Source organism: Streptomyces nigrescens (genome assembly GCF_027626975.1).
Lineage (GTDB): Bacteria > Actinomycetota > Actinomycetes > Streptomycetales > Streptomycetaceae > Streptomyces > Streptomyces nigrescens.
On sequence record NZ_CP114203.1, the window covers coordinates 1340527 to 1359250 of the forward strand.

17 protein-coding genes are annotated in these 18724 nt (G+C 72.4%); 5 read left to right on the top strand and 12 right to left on the bottom strand.

Features of this window, described 5'->3' with window-relative positions; genetic code table 11:
- Positions 1–7 precede the first annotated feature (7 nt).
- Complete coding sequence (locus STRNI_RS06120; protein ID WP_093645686.1) at positions 8–1333, bottom strand: MFS transporter; 1326 nt, start codon at positions 1331–1333, stop codon at positions 8–10.
- Between the two features lie 274 nt (positions 1334–1607).
- Between STRNI_RS06120 and STRNI_RS06125 the strand changes: the two genes are divergently transcribed.
- Positions 1608–2399, top strand: a complete 792-nt coding sequence (locus STRNI_RS06125; protein WP_018088517.1) for a DeoR/GlpR family DNA-binding transcription regulator — start codon at positions 1608–1610, stop codon at positions 2397–2399.
- Positions 2400–2461: 62 nt separating this feature from the next.
- Here STRNI_RS06125 and STRNI_RS06130 read toward each other — a convergent pair whose 3' ends face one another.
- A complete protein-coding gene (locus STRNI_RS06130; protein WP_159484839.1) occupies positions 2462–3310 on the bottom strand; it encodes a helix-turn-helix transcriptional regulator in 849 nt (282 codons plus the stop codon).
- 152 nt (positions 3311–3462) lie between these two features.
- On the opposite strand from STRNI_RS06130, the gene STRNI_RS06135 reads away from it, so the two are divergent.
- Positions 3463–4224 (top strand): SDR family oxidoreductase, encoded by a 762-nt coding sequence (locus tag STRNI_RS06135; protein WP_018088515.1) that lies wholly within the window; start codon positions 3463–3465, stop codon positions 4222–4224.
- A gap of 77 nt (positions 4225–4301) precedes the next feature.
- Here STRNI_RS06135 and STRNI_RS06140 read toward each other — a convergent pair whose 3' ends face one another.
- The 5 genes from STRNI_RS06140 to STRNI_RS06160 all read right to left on the bottom strand — a co-directional run bounded on the left by STRNI_RS06140 (position 4302) and on the right by STRNI_RS06160 (position 10251).
- A complete protein-coding gene (locus STRNI_RS06140; RefSeq protein ID WP_018088514.1) occupies positions 4302–5024 on the bottom strand; it encodes a hypothetical protein in 723 nt (240 codons plus the stop codon).
- Between the two features lie 16 nt (positions 5025–5040).
- Positions 5041–6171 (bottom strand): NAD(P)/FAD-dependent oxidoreductase, encoded by a 1131-nt coding sequence (locus STRNI_RS06145; RefSeq protein WP_018088513.1) that lies wholly within the window; start codon positions 6169–6171, stop codon positions 5041–5043.
- The gene (locus STRNI_RS06150) at positions 6168–8189 is read right to left on the bottom strand and encodes a LodA/GoxA family CTQ-dependent oxidase (RefSeq protein WP_159484841.1); all 2022 of its coding nucleotides are present in this window, start codon (positions 8187–8189) and stop codon (positions 6168–6170) included. The genes STRNI_RS06145 and STRNI_RS06150 overlap by 4 nt, the downstream gene beginning before the upstream one ends.
- A 177-nt stretch (positions 8190–8366) precedes the next feature.
- Positions 8367–8891, bottom strand: coding sequence for an acyl-CoA thioesterase (locus STRNI_RS06155; RefSeq protein WP_229837899.1), 525 nt, complete (start codon positions 8889–8891; stop codon positions 8367–8369).
- A 130-nt stretch (positions 8892–9021) separates the two neighbouring features.
- The gene (locus tag STRNI_RS06160) at positions 9022–10251 is read right to left on the bottom strand and encodes a S1 family peptidase (RefSeq protein WP_159484843.1); all 1230 of its coding nucleotides are present in this window, start codon (positions 10249–10251) and stop codon (positions 9022–9024) included.
- A 102-nt stretch (positions 10252–10353) separates the two neighbouring features.
- Between STRNI_RS06160 and STRNI_RS06165 the strand changes: the two genes are divergently transcribed.
- Positions 10354–10896 (top strand): cell wall hydrolase, encoded by a 543-nt coding sequence (locus STRNI_RS06165; RefSeq protein ID WP_159484845.1) that lies wholly within the window; start codon positions 10354–10356, stop codon positions 10894–10896.
- 4 nt (positions 10897–10900) lie between these two features.
- Here the strand turns inward: STRNI_RS06165 and STRNI_RS06170 are convergent, their stop codons facing one another.
- Complete coding sequence (locus tag STRNI_RS06170; RefSeq protein ID WP_026169432.1) at positions 10901–12247, bottom strand: hypothetical protein; 1347 nt, start codon at positions 12245–12247, stop codon at positions 10901–10903.
- A 203-nt stretch (positions 12248–12450) separates the two neighbouring features.
- On the opposite strand from STRNI_RS06170, the gene STRNI_RS06175 reads away from it, so the two are divergent.
- Positions 12451–12993, top strand: coding sequence for a hypothetical protein (locus STRNI_RS06175; RefSeq protein ID WP_229837906.1), 543 nt, complete (start codon positions 12451–12453; stop codon positions 12991–12993).
- Positions 12994–13201: 208 nt separating this feature from the next.
- Here the strand turns inward: STRNI_RS06175 and STRNI_RS06180 are convergent, their stop codons facing one another.
- From STRNI_RS06180 to STRNI_RS06190, 3 genes are read right to left on the bottom strand one after another with little or no spacing between them, the layout of a single operon-like run.
- A complete protein-coding gene (locus STRNI_RS06180) occupies positions 13202–14356 on the bottom strand; it encodes an acyl-CoA dehydrogenase family protein (protein WP_159484847.1) in 1155 nt (384 codons plus the stop codon).
- A complete protein-coding gene (locus STRNI_RS06185) occupies positions 14353–15555 on the bottom strand; it encodes an acyl-CoA dehydrogenase family protein (RefSeq protein WP_018088505.1) in 1203 nt (400 codons plus the stop codon). Before STRNI_RS06185 ends, STRNI_RS06180 begins: the two co-directional genes overlap by 4 nt.
- Positions 15552–16550, bottom strand: coding sequence for an NADPH:quinone oxidoreductase family protein (locus STRNI_RS06190; RefSeq protein WP_159484849.1), 999 nt, complete (start codon positions 16548–16550; stop codon positions 15552–15554). The genes STRNI_RS06185 and STRNI_RS06190 overlap by 4 nt, the downstream gene beginning before the upstream one ends.
- A 207-nt stretch (positions 16551–16757) precedes the next feature.
- Between STRNI_RS06190 and STRNI_RS06195 the strand changes: the two genes are divergently transcribed.
- Positions 16758–17654, top strand: a complete 897-nt coding sequence (locus STRNI_RS06195; protein ID WP_018088503.1) for a helix-turn-helix transcriptional regulator — start codon at positions 16758–16760, stop codon at positions 17652–17654.
- Here STRNI_RS06195 and STRNI_RS06200 read toward each other — a convergent pair.
- The gene (locus STRNI_RS06200) at positions 17598–18668 is read right to left on the bottom strand and encodes a glycosyl hydrolase family 18 protein (RefSeq protein ID WP_159484851.1); all 1071 of its coding nucleotides are present in this window, start codon (positions 18666–18668) and stop codon (positions 17598–17600) included. The genes STRNI_RS06195 and STRNI_RS06200 overlap by 57 nt on opposite strands.
- Positions 18669–18724: the final 56 nt, after the last annotated feature.

Below are 18724 nucleotides of genomic sequence, written 5' to 3' on the forward strand. Positions count from 1 at the left end.
GGTCCTCTCACGCCGGTGCCGAGGCGGCGGTGGGCGCGGGGCCGTCCGGGGCGTCGCCGTGCCGGGCGTCCGCGCCGGGGGCGTCCTCCGTACCGGGCGCGGCCGGCAGCTTCAGGAAGTGGGCGAGCACGCAGCTCACCGCATACATCCCCGCGAAGATCCAGACCACCCCTTCGACACCGAGCGGTCCGACGAAGGCGGCGACGACGGCGGGGCCGACGAAGGTGCTGGCGCCCGCGCCCAGGTTGAGGGCGGCCAGGGCCTGGCCCTGGTGCTTCGGCTCCAGGGTGGGCACCAGCGCCGAAAGCGGTACATAACCTGCCAGCGTAGCGCCGTAGAACGCGGCGACCAGGAGGGCGAGCGGGAAGTTCGCGCCCGCCGCGTCCGGGACGTAGAAGAGCAGCAGGGTGCTGAGCGTGCAGCCGGCGCCGCCGAACCAGGCGATGGTGCGGCGCCAGCCGAACCGGTCGCCGACCACGCCGAACAGCAGGTTGGCGAAGATGTTGGTCGCGAACATCGCGCTGAGCAGATGCAGCCACTCGGTGAGGGTGAAGCCGACCGTTCTGGTGAAGTGGATCGGCAGGATGACGAAGAAGCCGAACTGCGAGGCCGTGTTGATCACCCGGACGACCGAGCCGACGCCGACCCGGGGGTTGCGCCACAGGATCGTGATGCTGCCGACCAGGGTGGCCACCGGCCCCTCCCCCTCGCCGGGGGCCCGCCGTACACCGCGGTCGTCACGGACCAGCAACAGGGCGATCAGTCCGCCCGCGGCCACCAGCACCAGCGCGGCCCACAGGGTGGCGTAGGAGCCGATGTGCGGGATCAGGCCGCCGGCGACCAGCGAGCCGAGCGTGGGCAGGCCGCCGGTGAAGGCGAACCAGAACCAGCCCATGGCCGTGCCGAGCCGGGCGCGCGGCGCCACTCCGGCGATCCAGACGAGGAACCCGTAGGCGAACAGCGGATATCCCAGGCCGCGCAGCCCGTACGCGAGCATCATCAGCGGATAGCTGGTCAGGGGGATGGCGGCGGTGAGGAAGAGCAGCTGGAAGACGGCCCAGATGCCCAGGCCGGCCCACATGACGCGGCGCGGCCCCCACAGGTCGGACAGCACTCCGGAGAGCCAGGCGGCGATACCGGCGGCGACTCCGTAGACGGTGAACAGCAGCGCGACCCGGGATTCGGTAAGGCCCTGGTCGAGGAGGTACGGCGAGAGATAGCCGGACTCGACCCCGTCTCCGATCATGAAGAGGAGGAGGCCGAGGTATCCCCAGGCGAGGGTCGGCGGGATGCCCAGGCGTGTGATCAGCGAACCCGGAGGAGAATTCTTCATCGAATCTCCCTTTCTGCGGCGGCGGGGCAGGAGGGGTGGACGCAGCGATGGAACCGCCGGGCGGAAACGGGCGTCAATGGCCGCCGGAATCTTCGCATCGGGGCCGCGACCTGCCATGTTGTGTCGTACCGGAGCCGCATGTGGGCGCCCTGGCCGCCGCGCGCGCCATGTGAAATCCGTGCGAACATAACGCGGCGCATTCACACGGCGGAGCCCGTACGGCGGGGCCGCACCGGCCCGCCACAGGGGCAACCGGGACGGAGGGAGCGGAGCGATGGACCGGGTCGAGGCGCAGGAGGAGCGGCGGCGCCGTATGCGGGACACCGTCATCGCCCGCGGGTTCGTGCGGACCGCGGACCTCGCCGAGGAGTTCGGCGTGAGTCTGATGACCGCCCACCGCGATCTGGACGCCCTTCAGGCGCAGGGCTGGCTGCGCAAGGTGCGCGGCGGTGCGACGGGGCTGCCGTCGGCGCAGTTCCACGGCAGTGTCGCGGAGCGGATGGCCACCATGGCGCAGACCAAGCAGCAGCTGGCGCGGGCCGCCGCCACGCTGCTGGTCCCCGGGCAGACGCTGCTGCTCGACGACAGCACGACCTGTCTGCTGCTGGCGCACCAGCTCTCCGGGCACACCCCGCTGACGGTGATCACCAACTCGCTGCCGGCCCTCACCACCCTCGCCAAGGAGCCCGGCGTCGCACTGATCACGCCGGGCGGTGCGTACTTCCCGGCGTATGACGCCTTCATGGGCCCGCACACCGCGGAGGCGGTACGGGCCTTTCGCGCCGATGTGCTGTTCATGTCCACCACGGCCGTCACCAACGGCCGCTGCTACCACACCTCACCGGAGACCGTGCAGGTCAAGCGGGCCATGATGGAGAGCGCCGGCCGCCGGGTACTGGTCGCCGACCACACCAAGTTCACCAAGGGCGGCCTCTATGCGCTCGCCCCGCTGACCGACTTCGATCTGCTGATCGTCGACGACGGACTGGCGGCCGAGCAGGTGCGGGCGGTACGGGCGGGCGGCACCGAGGTGATGGTGGTGCCGGGGCGCGGGCCGGTGGCCTGAGCCGGCGTGCCGTGCGGCCGGTCGCCCCGGCACGGAACCGGCGTTGGCGCGGGCCGGCCCCGTCAGACCGCCGGGCTCGCCGTCCAACTGGCCAGCAGGGCCAGGCGGTCAGCCGTCCGTGACCCCGGTTCCGGCGTGTAGACCACCAGCATCTGATCCGGCTCCCCGGACACCGTCAACGTCTCGTACGGCATGGTGAGTTCACCCGCGACGGGGTGCCTCATCCGCTTCGCCCCGTACGTCTTCTCCTTGACCTGGTGGTCCGCCCACAGCCGGCGGAAGTCCTCGCTGCCCAGCGACAGCTCGCCCACCAGCGTCGCCAGCTGCTTGTCCCGTGGGTGGCTGCCCGCGTCCAGGCGCAGATAGGCCACCGTCTCGGCGGCCACCGCGGGCCAGTCCGGATAGAGCTCGCGCGCCTGCGGGTTGAGGAACACCTGGCGCGGCATGTTGCGCTCCTCGGGCGGCATCTGCGAGAAGCCGACGACGGCGTCGCCCAGCGCGTTCCACGCGAGCACATCCATACGGCGGCCGAGCACGAACGCGGGGACCTTCTCCATGGCGTCCAGGAGGAGGCGCAGGCCCGGGCGGACTTTCCGGTCGGCGGGCCCCGCGGCGGACGTGCGGCGGGCGGCGGGCCTGGCCACCGTCCGCAGATACTGCCGCTCGGTGTCGTCGAGGCGCAGAACGCGCCCGATGGCGTCGAGTACGGCATCCGAGGCGGAGGGGCTGCGGCCCTGTTCGAGGCGGATGTAGTAGTCGACACTGACGCCTGCCAGCTGGGCGACCTCCTCGCGGCGCAGGCCCGGAACCCGCCGTCTGCCGTGTCCCGGCAGCCCGACCTCTTCGGGCTGGATGCGGGCGCGCCGGGAGCGCAGGAAGTCGCCGAGTTCCCCGGCCGTGGAGGTGTCCATGCCGCCGATCCTAGGGGGCGTCCCGGATCCGATCCTGGTACTGCCGGACCCAGGAAAAGAGCAGCCCTGGGTAGCGGCGGCGGCCGGGCGCAGTGTGGTTGCCGTCGCCGGGAGACGCCCGGCGGCGACGTCAACCAGCCCAGGAGTTCCCCATGTCGTACGACACCCTCGCCGGCCGCACCGCTGTCGTCACCGGAGCCGCCAGCGGTATGGGCGAGGCCACCGCCCGGCTGCTCGCCTCGCACGGCGTGCGGGTGGCGCTGCTCGCCCGCCGGGCCGAACGGCTGGCGGAGCTGGCCGCCACGATCGAGGCGGCCGGCGGACAGGCGCTCCCGGTCGCCGCCGATGTCACCGACGACGCCTCCGTGGACGCGGCGGCGGAGCGGGTGCACACCGCGTACGGTCAGGTCGACCTGGTGGTCAACTCGGCCGGCGTGATGCTGCCGAACCCGGTCACCGACGGCCGGGCCGACGAGTGGCAGCGCATGCTGGACACCAATGTGGCCGGCGCGCTGCGCGTCGTGCGGGCGTTCACCCCGGACCTGATCGCGGTGGCGGAGTCCGGCCGGACGGCGGACCTGGTGAACATCTCCTCGATCGGCGCGCACATCGCGTTCCCCGGCTACGCGGTGTACGGCGCGACGAAGGCCGCGCTGACGTACCTCTCGCAGTCCCTGCGCACGGAGCTGGGCCCGCGCGATGTGCGGGTCACCAACATCGAGCCGGGTCTCACGGACACGGAGCTGGGCGACCACATCGACAACGCGGAAATGGCCGGCCAGTTGGACGGCATGTTCGACGCACTGACCGGCCTGGCCGCGGACGACATCGCGGACCTGGTCGCCTACACGACGAGCCGGGCCCGTCACGTGAACCTGCGCCAGGCGATCGTGCTGCCGACGCGGCAGGCATGAGCCCGGCGCCCGGCCGGCCCGGTCCGCGACGGTGGCGCGGACCGGGCCGGGTCAGGACGGAATCAGGCTGTGGTGGATCAGTTGTTGAGGCTGGTGTGGTTCCACCAGCCCTGGCGGCCGACGGTGAAGTCGGCCGTCGGGCCGTTCCCGTCGATCTTGCCCTGGTACTGCTGCCCCTTCTTCAGCGGGCTTTCGATCAGCTTGTCGTGGGCGTCCCTGATCGAGTCGATGACGAGGGTCGGGACCTTCTTCAGCAGCGCCGGGTCGATGGGCTGCGCGGGGGTGATGGTGACGGCCTCGTCCCAGTTCGGGCGGGCCGCGAGCTGGTGGGCGAGGTGGATCTCGTCGCCTTCGCCGAACACCAGGTAGGTGAGGTATTCGGGGTAGGGCAGGTCTCCGAGCTTGCGGAAGGAGAGGACGTCTTCCCTCTTGCAGTCCACCGTGGTCTCGGCCGTCGTCATCTGCTGGAAGTCACGGCTGCCGTCCGGCTTCACCACGACCCGCTCCAGATGCACCCGGAACTCCTTGCCCTGCTGCAGCTCCGGGAGTTCGAAGTGGTGCGGACAGCGCAGGGAGTAGAAGACCCGCTGGTTCTCGTGCTGCGCCAGGTCCTTCAGGTACATGTCCCGCAGCTCACCGTTGTCCTTGATGGAGAAGCTGAAGACGGCCTGGTAGTTGTGGCCCGACTGGGGGTTGTACAGCGCCAGGTGGTAGAAGAACAGCTTCTTCTTGCCCAGCAGCAGGAAGCGGTGGATGTGCTCGTGTCCGGCCGTGGGCTCGGATGCGGGGGTGGGGGTCATGGTGAGGTCTCGCCTTTCATGAGTGGGGGTTGTGGTGGAGGTTCCGCTGCCGCCGGGCCCAGAAGGGCCGGTCGGTCCAGCGGGTTTCCTGGGCGTGCACGGCACGGTGGCCGTGCTGGTAGGCGGTCCTGGCCGTGGTGACCTTGGCCGCGTAGTCGGTGAGGGCCGCCCGGTCGCCGTGCAGCCGGGCGTCGACCGCCTGGCCCGCGCTCAGCCCGGTGTAGAGGGCGGTGAGGATGCCCTGGGAGCTGAGCGGGTCGAAGGCGGCTGCCGCGTCCCCGGCGGCCGTCCAGCCGTCGCCGTGCACCCGGTCCAGATGTGCGCTGTGCGCGGGGGCGCGGCGGGGTGGGCGCAGGGTGGTGAACCCGTGCGGGCGGGCCCGGCGGGAGATGTGCCGGGTGGCCAGCAGCCGTTGGCGGAACCGCTCGGCGCCGCGGGCGGCGGCGACGGGCAGGTCCGGGTCGGTGAAGTAGGCGACCAGACGGTGCCGGGAGGGCAGCAGGGCGGTGTACCACCAGCCGTCCTGGTCGGACTCGACCAGCGAACGGCCGTCGGTGGGGGTCTGCGGGGCCGGGTCGAGGGTGAGGTGGAGGGCGGTCAGCTGGTCTGCGGTGCGCCGCCGGGCGCCGGAGCGGACGGCGATCGCGGCGCCCCGTCCGGTGGCGTCCACCACCCAGCGGCAGCGCACCGTACGCTCCCCGGCCCCGCCGGCCCGGTCGCGCAGGGCGAGCCGCCAGGTGCCGTCCGACTGCCGGGAGGGGCTCCGTACGGCGGTGTGCTCGGCGACCTCGGCGCCCGCCGCACGGGCGGCGGCGCGCAGCCGACGGTCGAAGAGCGGACGGTCGAGGTGCCAGCCGTGGCCGTACGGGTCGTGGAGGAAGTCCACGGCGTGCAGTTCGGGCGAGCCCCAGGCGGACAGGTTGCCGTGGCAGGGCAGGTGGCCGCTGCCCAGGACCGGCTCGGCGACGCCGAGGTCGGCGAGCAGCAGCCGGCCCATGGACACCAGCGCCTCGCCTGCCTTGGGCGGGCCGGTGCCGGCGTCGGCCAGCAGGACCGTCCGCCCGGCCTGGACGAGGGTGAGTGCGGCGGCGCAGCCGGCCGGGCCACCGCCCGCGACCACGACGTCGTAGGCGGGTGCGGGGCTCACTGGGTGCCGTGGAGGGGGTCGAGCTTCTCCAGGTATCCGGCGGCGATCGTCTCCTCGTCCCGGCCGGTCGCCTCCTTGACCTCCTGGACCGCCTGCTGCACGAGCATGGACTCGACGGTCTCGGCCGGGATCTCCCCGGTCCAGGCATCGGCCACGCCTGCCAGTTGGGGCGCGCCCGCCTCGGGCACCTGGATGTTGATGAGGTTGGCGTGGTCGGGGGCCGGCGGATAGCTGGGCTCGGACTCCACCTGGACGTACTTGGGGAACTTCCCGTCGCCCACGGTGTATTCGTGCGGCTCGACGATGCCGAACTTGTACCAGTCGTCGATCATCTGCCGCCGCTGCTTGTTGAAGTCGGTGCCCTTCAGGCCGCGCAGCCATACCGCCCGGTTCTCGAAGGCCTTCTCCCTGGCGCTGTCGTCGGGGCCGCTCGGCGGGGTGTTGACGGTCGCGAAGTCGGACTGTTTGAGCACATGGTTGGGCATCTGGGCGGGCCAGAAGGTGGGCAGGTAGGGGCTGTAGCGGGGGCCGAGCCCGGACCGTACCTGGTAGCCGGAGCGGCAGCTCGCGGTGTCGCACTGCCAGGGGGCGGCCATCCAGCGGGTGAGGTCGCCCGGCCCCTGCGCGTGCAGCGGACCGTTCTTGCCCAGGGCGTCCTGGACGCTGAGCACATCTCCGTAGTCGGGTTCCGGGTTCTCCGGCGTGCGGTGCAGGATGCGGAAGGGCTCGGAGTACATGGTCTTGTGCCGCATCGGCCAGGTGACCTCGCAGCCCGGGTGGAACGCGTCGGCGGCGCAGTTGTCCAGCGCGGCCCGGTCCAGCAGCCCCGGCCGGGCGGCGACGGGCGCCGCGTCCACGTCCGGGTGGCCCTTACGGGGCGGGCCGGAGGTGAAGTGGCCGTCGGCCCATTGGGCCAGCATCCGGTCCTGCTCGCAGGAGATCTTGATGTGCTGGCGGACGGAGTTGGGCTTGCCGCTGGACATGAAGTCGCCGTAGAGCCACGGCCAGGGCAGGGGGGATGTCCCGTCCCGCTCGTAGTCGCGCATCTGGACATAGACCTGGCGGCGGAGTTCCCGGCTGGCCTCGCCCGGGTCGGCGAGCCGCTTGCGCATGGCCGGGGCGAGGAAGTGGTGCGGGCCCTCCCAGCCGAACTGGGTGGCGAAGCCATGGTTGACCCACTGCAGATCGCAAAACCGGCTCAGCAGCGGTTCGATGTGTTCGGGGAACGAGACCTGCTGCACGGCGGGCAGGGTGTGCTCGGTGACGAACACGTCGTACAGCAGGTCATAGAGGGTGCGGACGGTCTTCACACCGGGCGCGTAGTGCGGCGGGGCCACCACGGCCCAGGCCGGGCTCGCGGCCTTGGTGACGCCCCCGATCGTGACCTCCGCCGTGACCGGTCCGTCGGAGACGTCGTCGTACCAGGTGTCATTGTTGGCGACGCCGGCGATCGGCTTCTCGGGAGTGGCGTAGGAGGCCGATTTGCCGACGCCGCCGACGACCAGCAGACGGCCGTCGCTCTGGGTGGCGATCGATCCCAGCGGGACCGCCCGGCTCATGATCTTCCCGGAGAGGGCGGCGGTCTCGTGCAGGGAGGCACGGATCTGCTTGCGGCCGGCGTCGATGACGAGCTTCTTCCGGTCGGCTCCCCTGACGTCGAAGTTCCGTCGGCGCAGCTGGGTGTCCGGCAGGCTCTGGGCCTCGCGGATGTCGAGCGGGATGTGGAACTGGTACCAGGCGGCCTTCTTGTTGGCCAGGTGCACCGACCACTTGATCTCGGTGACGCCGTCCTCGCCCAGTTTGAGTTCCCGGACGGCCTCCCCGGCCTGGTTGTAGCCGTAGACCCGGAACCGGGCGGCCTGCCGGATGACCTTCCCCGAGCTGTCCTTGTACGAGCCGGGCGGCAGCGGCGGCTGGTCCGGTGACTCCGGGCCGATGAAGGGCGGTTTGTCGCTGTTGCCGACCCGGGCTATGCCGATGGCGGGGTGGATCTTGACCTGGACGATCTGCGTGTCCATCGAGGAGCCTTTCGCTGGGCGGGTGTGGTGCCCCCCGACGGCTCAAACGTGGATCAGGCTCGCGCGCACTGTGATGTCCAGGCATCGCAATGGATGAACGGATTCACCCCTTCGTGTCGGCGGGGCCGCGCCCGGCCTGCCGTACGGAGACCGGGGCGGCGCCGCGGAGCGCGCGTGTCAGCCGTCGGTGAGCCCCAGCAGCGAGGGCTTGTCGGCCAGGTCGCGGAAGGCCGCCCGCGGGTCCTTGAGCAGTTTGCGCTCGGTGAGGTCGAGCAGCCCGCAGACGGCGCTCACCTCGGCGGCCACCGTCCCGTCCGTCTTCCGGACGGTCTGCTCGATCCGGAAGGTCTTGCCCTCGCCCCAGACGAACGCGCAGCTCACCTCGACCTCGTCACCGGCCCGCAGCTCCCGCAGGTAGCGGATGGTGGTCTCGACGGTCACCGGGCCGACGCGGCGGTCCACCATGGTGCTCTGCCGGATGCCGCTCGCCTGCAGCAGCGACCAGCGGGCGTGCTCGGCGTACTGCAGATAGACGCTCTGGTTGAGATGGCCCTGGGTGTCGGTCTCGTAGCCGCGCACCGTGATCCCGACGGCGAACGGCACCGCCGTGTCCGGACCGACTGCCGACTCCGCCGCTTCTGTCACGTGCTTCTCCCACTCCCCGTAGGCGCCAGTCCGCCACTTGGGCCCCCGGCGCCTCATTGACCACTGGCTTCACATCGTAGGTGTGGGGGCAAGGGGCCGGAGGGGTTTTCCCGGCGTCGGCCACCGGCCCCGTGGGCGGTGGCCGGGCGCGCGGTGACGGGCGCGGTGACGGCGGGCGGCGGGCGCGTCAGGGGCTGCCCGTCACCAGCCGCAGATTCCACTTCTCCAGGGCCTCGCCGATCGGCTGGAAGATGGTGAGGGTGGCGCCACCGAACGTGCCGCAGTGGGCGGCACCACCGCCCGAGTGCACGCCCAGGGCCTTCGGGGCGTTGGGCTGGGTGACATACGACCCGCCCGAATCGCCGGGCGCCGAGCAGGCGTTGGTGAACGACAGGCCCTCGATGACCGTGTTGCCGTAGTCCACGGTCTGGTCGACACGGGTGATCTCCCCGCAGTGCCAGCCGCTGCTCTGCCCGGAGTGGCACAGCGACATACCGGCCAGGCCCTCCTGCGCGCCGGTGACGGTGACCGGCGCACCGCCCTGGCCGGCCACATTCGCGCTGACCGTCCAGCCCGGCTGATCGACTTCGACCAGCCCCAGGTCCCCCTCACGTCCGTTGACGCTGTGCCCGCCGCCGTGGTTGGAGGTCCCCATGAGGCTGCCGTCCTTGCCGAACGCGGCCTGATCGGCGGTGAGCGTGCAGTGGCCGGCCGTCAGAAAGCCCTGGAAACTTCCCGGTCCGGTCACCGAGAAGCCGATGGAACAGATGCCCTCGCTGCCGGGCATCCACCGCTCACCGCCGACCACTTTGCCGCCCTGCTGCCGCGGCGTCTGATTGCTGCGCTCGACGGTGACCGGGATCTTCCCCTGCGCCCCCAACTCACGGACGGTCTTCTCGAAGGCGGCGGTCCGGGGAGTGTGCCGGGTGCGGTCGATGCGGACCACCACACCGTTGGCGCGCTCGTCCACGCCCCAGCCGGTGACGCCGGCCACCCCGTCGCCGGCCCGGCGGGTGATCTGCTGCATCAGGGCCGTGAGCGCGGCGCGGCTGTGCGGCACCGTCTTGGGCACCGCCCCGGCGGCCCGCACCCGCTGGGCGTCGGCGGCGCCGGTGACCGCGACGACCAGCTTGCCGGTGGTCCTGTCGAACCACATCCCGGCGGGCGGGGTGCTCAGCGTCCGGCGCACGGTCGCCGCGGCACGGTGCGCATCGGTCTCCTGCGCGAGCCGGGTCCGTACCTGCACCGCTGACAGCCCGAGGTCCCGGCGCATCGCGTCGAGCATGCCGCGCGGCGAGGGACGGGACGTCGGGTCGGGCCGGGGCACGCCGTGCGCCGGGCTGAACGGACCGACCGCCGCCAGGACGGCGGCGACGGTCGCGCCCCAGAGAGCTGCCTTGCGAAAGCGGCGTTCCATCGGGGATCTCCTCGCGGTGTCGAGTGCACGTCGGACCGATGTGGTGAGCGTGCTCGACACCGGGGCGTGCGGCATGAGTAAGATCCCCGGCATCATGACCGGGTGTTCCGTGAACCCGGCCGTCAAGTCCCCACCGTCCACGGCACGGTGGCGTTCCGGCAGCTCCCGGAGGAGCTGCGCAATGTGACCTACTCGGGTGCCCGCCATCCGGGAGCGACGACACCTGAATGCCCGTCACACGCGGCGGACGCGGCGGACGGTGCCCCCGGCCGCCCCGCCCCGGGCCCCTTCGCCGACCTGGCCTGGGGCGCGAACTGCCAGCGCTACGCCTACGCCGTGCTGCGCCACTTCGGCCTGCTGATACCACCGTTGCGCTCGGCGGAGCTCTGGGCGGACGAAGCGGCGACCCGCCGGGTGGACCGTCCGCAACCGCTGGATCTGGTGCTGTTCGACGGCGGCCCGGCCGAGGGCCGGCCACCGGGCTACGGCGCGCACGTGGGCGTCCACCTGGGACCCGACCGGGTCCTGCATCTGTGCCGGGAGGTCGGCAGGCCCGTCGTATGGCGCTATGCGGACTTCGCGGCGCGGCCGCGCTACGGGCGCCTCCTCGGCGTCAAGCGGGCGGAGCGGCCCCGGGGGCGCTGAGCGCTCAGAAACCTCCGCCGTCGAAGCCGCCGCCGCCGAAGCCACCGCCGTCACCAAAACCGCCGCCGCCGCCGAAGTCGCCGGAGTTGAAGTCGGATCCGGAGTAGTCGCCGCCCTCGGCGCCCGCACCGCCGTAGTCGGCGCCATAGGCGGCGGACGACATCATCATGTTGCCGAGCAGCGTGCCCACAAGGAGGCCGGGCAGCAGGCCACCGCCGAAGTAGCCGCCGGCCCAGGGGCCGTAGGCCGGGCCCGCGTCCCAGTAGGGCCGGTCGCCGCTCGCGGTCCGGACCGTACGGGCCAGCGGCTCCCGCCCGTCGTCCATGCGGCTCTTGTCCGCGGCGCAGACCGGGACGGTGCGCTCGGCGCCGCCCTCCGGTGCCCATCGGGCATCCACGACCGACGGGCCGTGCCGTGGATCGAAGAAGCAGGGCAGCCGCCGCTCGGGCAGCGGTTCGCCCTCGCGGCGCGCGGCGAGGGTGGCCAGCGAGAACCGGCCGTCCTCCAGGGCCTGGGTCACCCCCTGCACCTCACCGGGGTGCTGGGCCGCCGCCATCGCCGATTTGGCGTTCTCGTACGAGTCCAGCGCATGGCTGTAGTCCGCGCGCATCGCGTCGTCGGCGCCGGGCTCACCGGGGTGGAAGTCGAGCCGGTCCAGCTCCTCGCCGAAGGCGGTGATGTCCTCGTCGACGACGACCCGCAGATCCTCCAGTGCGGCCCGCTCCTCCTCGATCCGCCTTCTGCGGTTGCGGCGGGCGATCGCGTAGGCGCCGCCGCCTCCGACGGCCACCAGCACTCCGAGCCCGATCGCGGTGCCGGTGCCGAAGCCGCTGTCACCCGCGCCGCCCCAGGCAGAGGGGGCCTGGCCGTTCGCCGACCGTACCGCCGTGTCGACGAAGCTGTTCAGGCGCTCGTTGACGGTCGGGTAGTCGGAGCTCTTGACCGAGCCGACGAGGTTCTGGACCGAGTTGCGCGACATCACCCGCGGGTCGGCGCCGGCATTGAAGCCGTTGCCGAGCTCGACGGCGTAGACGCCGCTGATGCCGACCTTGGTGCGCAGGTCCCGCAGCAGGGTGCCGGGCTGGTACTCGGCGGCCCGCGGCAGCACGGCGACGAAGATCGGCTTGTCCGAGTCCTTGATCTTCTTGGCCAGCGCGTCCGCCTGGGCCCGGGAGAACTGGTTCTCGGCGCGGGGATCGACGTAGACCGGGCCCTGCTTGAGGGCCGCCGCGGCCTCGTCGAGCCCGCCGGCGGCATGGGCACCCGGTGCCATCGCGGCGACCACCGCCAGCAGCACGGCCACCAGCAGGAGGACTGGTCCGATCAGCGCACGACGAGTTGCGGTCTTCATGTGTTCGACGCTACCCGAACTGCACTTTCGGGACATCACCGGAGCCGCGACCAATGTGGTCCGGAGCGGTGGATTCTCCCTCGTCTCCAGGGGGCTGTCGCGCCGGAGCTGTCCATCCAGGTGATCGCTCAGCGCGTCGTTTTTGATGCGCAGAGTGCCGGGGATGTTCCGGCTCGCCACTCCCCCGAGGAAACGAGGAGACGATGTGCAGGGCCACCTCGATGGCCACCAATCTGGCCGTCGCCGTCGCCACCACCGCCGTCGGCTGCATGCTGGTGATCTCGCTGGCACCGTCGCGCCCGGACACCGGGAAGAGCGGTCCCGCGGCCGGCAGGGCGATGGCCGCCACGGCCGGTCACGCGGGCTCGGCCGCGCGGGCCGCCACCTCCGCCCTCGGTGCGGCCGCCGCCAGTGCCGGCCCCGAGGAGTTCGCCTCGCCGACGACGGGGCGGATCGAGGTGACCGCGCCGGAACCCGGCGTCGACTACAAGCCGAACGGCAGTTTCGCGGTGGCCTGGAACAACAGCACGGGCGAGGAGGTGGACGTCTGGCTGCGGACGTCGACGGGCCACGGCCGGTCGCAGCGGGTGGCCCTGGTCGCGACCCGGGCCGGTGCCGGGCCGACCGGTGAGGCGTTCGTGACGCTGCCCAGGGTGCCGCCGGGCCCGCGCTACTTCCTGGAGGTGGCCACCGCCGGCGACGGCGCGGTCCGCGGCTTCAGCCGAACCTTCGCCATCACCGACTGACCGCCGGCCACCGGCCACACGGGGCGGTGGCCGCCGGTCTCCGCTCCTAGGGGGTGTCTTTCCGATCAGGCCGGATCAGGGAGCGGGGTCTGGTGCGTGCGATCGCAAGGCGGAGGAGGGAGTCGACGCGGAGCGTCGGCGAGTGACGACAACGCCGCGAGCGTGCGTGCCAGCCCCCGCGAGCCCGGCATGATCGGGAAGACACCCCCTACGGCGCGGCGATCCCCACCAGCCCCGCCAGGGCGTCCCGGTGCCGCCCCGGCGACCCAAGGGCGAGCTCATCGCTCTTGGCCCGCTTGAGGAAGAGATGGGCCGGGTGTTCCCAGGTCATGCCGATGCCGCCGTGCAGCTGGACGCATTCCTGGGCGGCACGTACCGCCACCGGCGCGCAGTACGCCTGGGCGACGGCCACCGCCACCGGGGCGTCGGGGCTGCCGGTGGCGAGTGCGTCGGCGGCGTTGCGGGCGGCGGCGCGGGCCGAGGCCACCTCCAGCCAGAGGGCGGCCATCCGGTGCTTGAGCGCCTGGAACGAGCCGACGGGGCGGCCGAACTGGGTGCGCGCGGCGGTGTGCCGCACGGTTTCGGCCAGACACCATTCGGCGATGCCCAGTTGTTCCGAGGCGAGCAGTCCGGCACCGGTGAGCAGGGCCCGGTCGAGGGTGGCGCGGGCGCGGTCCCCGGTGGCCAGGAGCCGTCCCGGGGCGCCGTCGAAGGTGAGGTGGCCCAGGGGGCGGGTGAGGTCGAGCGGGGTGACGGTGTCGGTGCGCACCCCGTCCGCCGAGGCCTCCACCGCATACAGGGCCGGGCCGTCGGGGCCCTGGGCCGGGACGAGCAGGAGCTCGGCGGCCGCGGCGTCGGCGACCGAGGTCACCCGGCCGGTCAGGGCGCCGTTCGCATCGGCCCGTACGGACGCCGGTTCCGGCAGCCCGCCGGGGGCGGTGGGCAGCGGGACCGCGAGCACACCGACGGTGCGGCCCTCGGCGAGCGCGGCGAGCGGCGCGGCGACCTCCGCCCGGCCGTGATCGCAGCCCAGCAGGGCGGTCACCGCGATGACCGCGCTGGTCAGAAAGGGGACGGGCGCGACGGAGCGGCCGGTCTCCTCCAGCACGACGGCGGCCTCGCGGGCACTTGCGCCCGCCCCTCCGAGCTTTTCGGGCACCAGCAGGCCCGCGGTGCCGATCTCCGTGGCGAGGGAGTGCCACAGGCCGGTGTCGTAGGCGACGTCCGACTCCAGGCCGGCGAGCACAGTGGCCGGATCGCTGCGGTCGGCGAGCAGCGACCGTACGGCGGCGCGCAGTGCGTCCTCGTCCTCGGAGTACAGGAGGTCGGGGTCGGCGCCGGGCAGGGTGGTCCCGTCGTTCATCGGGGGAGGTCCTTCCACGCGACGTCCTTGTCGGTGCGCGGCTCGGGCGGCAGCCCCAGCACACGTTCGGCGACGATGTTGAGCAGCACTTCCGAGGTGCCTCCTTCGATGGAGTTCCCCTTGGCGCGCAGGTAGCGGTAGCCGGCCTCGCGGCCGGTGAAGTCGACGCCGTCGGGGCGGCGCATCGTCCAGTCGTCGTAGGTCAGTCCGTCCTCGGCGAGGAACTCCACCTCCCAGCCGCTGATTTCCTGGGCGAGCCGGGCGAAGGCCAGCTTCATTCCGCTGCCCTCGGGGCCTGGCTGGCCCATGGTGAGCTGCTGGCGCAGCCGCTCGCCCGTCAGCCGGGCGACCTCGGCCTCCACCCACAGCTTCAGCAGCCGCTGGTGCAGATCGTGGGTGCGCAGTTCGGGGCGGGCGCGCCAGTCGGCGGCGGCGATGCCGATCATGCCGCCCTCGCGGGGGGCGCGGGCGCCGCCGATGGCGACCCGCTCGTTCATCAGCGTGGTCTGGGCGACCTTCCAGCCCTCGCCGACCGCACCGAGGCGATGGGCGTCGGGGATCCGGACGCCGGTGAGGAAGACCTCGTTGAACTCGGCCTCGCCGGTGATCTGCCGCAGCGGACGCACCTCGACACCGGGGTCGGTCATATCGCACACGAAGTAGCTGATGCCGCGGTGTTTGGGCACGTCGGGGTCGGTGCGGGCGATGAGGATCGCCCAGCGGGCCAGATGCGCGCTGGACGTCCAGACCTTCTGTCCGTCGACGATCCAGTCTCCCCCGGTCCCGGCCTCCGCCCCGCCCTCGCGTACCGCGCGGGTCGCCAGCGCCGCCAGGTCGGAGCCGGCACCGGGCTCGCTGAACAGCTGGCACCACACCTCCTCGCCGGTCCACAGGGGACGCAGGAAGCGCTGCTTCTGCTCGTCGGTGCCGAAGCGCAGGATGGTGGGCGCGGCCATGCCGAGGCCGATGCCGATCCGGCCGGGGTCGTTGTCGGGGGCGCCGGTGCCCTCCAGTTCGGCGTCCACGACCGCTTGCAGGGAGCGCGGCGCGTCCAGCCCGCCGAGGCCCTCGGGGAAGTGGACCCAGGCGAGCCCGGCGTCGAAGCGGGCCCGCAGGAACTCCAGCCGGTCGGTGGTGGCGGGAGGATGTGCGGCGAGCAGCTCGGCGGTGCGCCGGCGCAGGTCGTCGGCGTCCGTCATCGGGCCTCCTCCGGTGTGGGGACCACCACGAGCCGGCCGACGGAGGTGCCGTCGGCGACCCGCTGGACGGCATCGGCGGCCTCTGCCAGCGGAACCCGTCCGCCGATCAGCGGCTTGATGACGCCCTGGGCGGCGAGCTTGGTGAGCTCCTCGTGGCAGGCGTCGACGGCGGCCGGGTCCTTGGTGTTGTACAGGCCCCAGTGGAGGCCGAGGATCGCGTAGTTCTTCACCAGCGCGTGGTTGAGGGCCGGGGTGGGGATGGCTCCGCCGGCGAAGCCGACGACGACGATCCGGCCCTCGAAGGCGATGCACTTGACGGACTTGGCGTACGCCTCACCGCCGACCGGGTCGTAGACCACATCCGCGCCGCGGCCGCCGGTGGCTTCCTTCACGGCGGCGACGAGGTCGTCGGTGCGCCGGTCGAGGACGACATCACAGCCCAGTTCGCGGGCGACCCGGGCCTTGTCCGCACCGCCCACCACGCCGATGACCGTCGCACCCGCGGCCTTGCCGAGCTGTACGGCGGCACTGCCGACACCACCCGCCGCGGCGTGCACGAGCAGCGTCTCGCCGGCCTGGAGCCGGGCCCGGCGGTGCAGTCCGAACCAGCCGGTCTGGTAGCCGATGTGCAGGGCCGCGGCCTCGGCGTCGTCCAGGGCCTCGGGGGCCGGGCGTACCGTCGCCGCGTCGACGACCACGCGTGCGGCGAAGCCGCCGTCCGGCAGCGGCGGCTGCGCCAGCACCCGTGCCCCGGTCTCACCAGCCGCGCCCTCCCCCACGGCGAGCACCTCGCCGCAGATCTCGACGCCCGGGGTGAACGGCAGCGGCGGCCGCACCTGGTACTGGCCGCGGCACAGCAGCGCGTCCGGGAAGTTGATGTTGGCGGCCCGCACCCGCAGCAGCAGTTGTCCCGGCCCCGGCTGCGGGTCCGGCACCTCCTCCAGCCGCATCACTGCACGCGGCTCACCGTTCGCGTGTACGCGCCATGCCTTCACCTGGTGCCTCCACAGAATTGGATACGCGGGTGGGGCGGAGGGCACACCGGCCCCTCGCCAGCGACATACTAAGCGGTCGGTATCCCTGAGGGAACAGTCTCCGCCACACCACCGCGCGCACCCCGGGCCTCGTCAGGGAAACGGCCACCGGACCCTGCTCCTGACAGGGTCAGGCTCCCGTCCGCCCGATGGCGGAGACTGGCCCGCATGGACACCCCCGCCATGGACTTCCCCGCCGAGCTGGGAAACTTTCTGCGCACCCGCCGCGCCCGGCTGCAGCCGGAGGACGTCGGGCTGGTCCGCTACGGGACCCGCCGGCGCGTCCCCGGACTGCGCCGCGAGGAGCTGGCCCAGCTGGCCGGCGTCAGCGTCGCGTACTACACGCGCCTCGAACAGGGACAGAGCCACCAGGCCTCGGAAGGGGTACTGGACGCACTGGCCCGCGCACTACGGCTGACCGCCGACGAGCGGGCACATCTGCGCGCGCTGGCCCGCCCCGGCGCGGCACCCCGCCGCCCCGCGGTGCGCCATGACAAGGTCCGCCCCGGCGTACGGCAGTTGCTCGCCGCCGTGGCGGACGTACCGGCCCTCGCGCTCGGACCGCGCTACGAGATCCTGGCGTGGAACCGCCTGGGGCACGCCCTGACCGCCGGGCACCTCGACTTCGACAGCCCCGGCCGCCCCCAGGACCGTCCCAACGCCCAGCGGCTGCTCTTTCTCGACCCGCACACCCGCGAGCTGTACCCGGACCGCGACGAGGAGACCCGGCGGGCCGTCTCCGCCCTGCGGGTGACCGCGGGGCAGCGCCCCGATGACCAGCAACTCGCCGAGCTGATCGGCGAGTTGTCGATGAAGAGCAGCGAGTTCAGCAGCCTGTGGGCACGTCATGTCGTCCACAACTGCACCTTCGGGACCAAGCGGTTCCACCATCCGCTGGTGGGCGACCTGGAGCTGGACTTCGAGATGATGCAGACCCCGGACGGCTCCGGGCAGGGCGTGCTGATGTACACCGCGGCGCAGGACTCACCGTCCGAGGCGGCGCTGCGGCTACTCGCCGCGGAGCGCGGACCAGTAGTCCGGGTCCTCGAACCCGAGCGCCCATAGGCCGGTGCCCCGCACCCCGTACTTCCTCAGCAGCGGCAGCTGCTCGCGGACCCCGCGCCCGTCCTGGTACCAGACCTCGTGCTCCTCACCGTCCTTGCGATAGGTGAAGTGCGGGGTGCCGGACTCCTCGTCGAAGAGGTACTCCGCGTCCTCCCGCTCGCGCAGCGCCTCGGCCTCCTTCCAGGTCACATGGGCCGCATGGCCGGTGACCCCGCTGATCCAGTCCCAGCCGTAGCCCGGGAAGGCCACCTCGATCTTGTGCCGGGGGACGGTGTCGGTGGCGTAGCGCAGAAACTCGTCGTACCAGTCCTTGGCGGAGAGCGGGCCCGCCTCGCCGCCCGACCAGTGCAGGTCGTAGCCCATGATGCGGAACCGGTCGACGACTCCGCCGAGCCGCTCGTAGTCGAAGGCCTGGCCGCTGCCGCGCACCCGGGCCAGCACCGTGACCACGCACTGCTTGTCACGGTCGTGCAGCCGCGCGCACAGCTCCTTGACGAGCGTGTTGTATCCGGTCCGCACCCGGTCGCGGGTCTCCCGGTCACCGGTGAGGGCCATCGCCTCGTAGTCCAGGTCGATCCCGTCGTAGGACCGGCTCTCGACCAGATCCAGCAGGGTGTCGACATGGTCCCGCCGCCGCTGCGGGTCATGCATCAGCTCGGCCATCTTCTCGGCGCCGAGGGTCTCGGTCACGGTGGGCACGACATCGATACCGGCGTCGTGCAGTCCGTCGATGATGTCGTGCCGTCCGGCGCCCTGGTGCCCCTTGACGGTGGTGTCGTCGGAGGTCTCGTACCAGAAGGGGCTGACGGTGTGGAGCTGGGAGGCGTGCCGCAGCGCGTCGCGGTAGGCGGCGTCGACATTGCCCCAGTAGGGCAGCCAGGCCGAGCCGGTACGCCCGCCGCTCCTCGGGTCCTTCGTCGCCGCGGCCGCCGGCGCCCAGGGCCCGGTGAGCAGGGCCACGGCCAGCAGGAGGGCAAGTCCGGTGCGCGCCCGGGTTCCTGATGCATGATCCATTTCCCGAGCGCTACCCGGCTTCATTACTGATGTACCGTCAGTTCGGCCGAACGGGC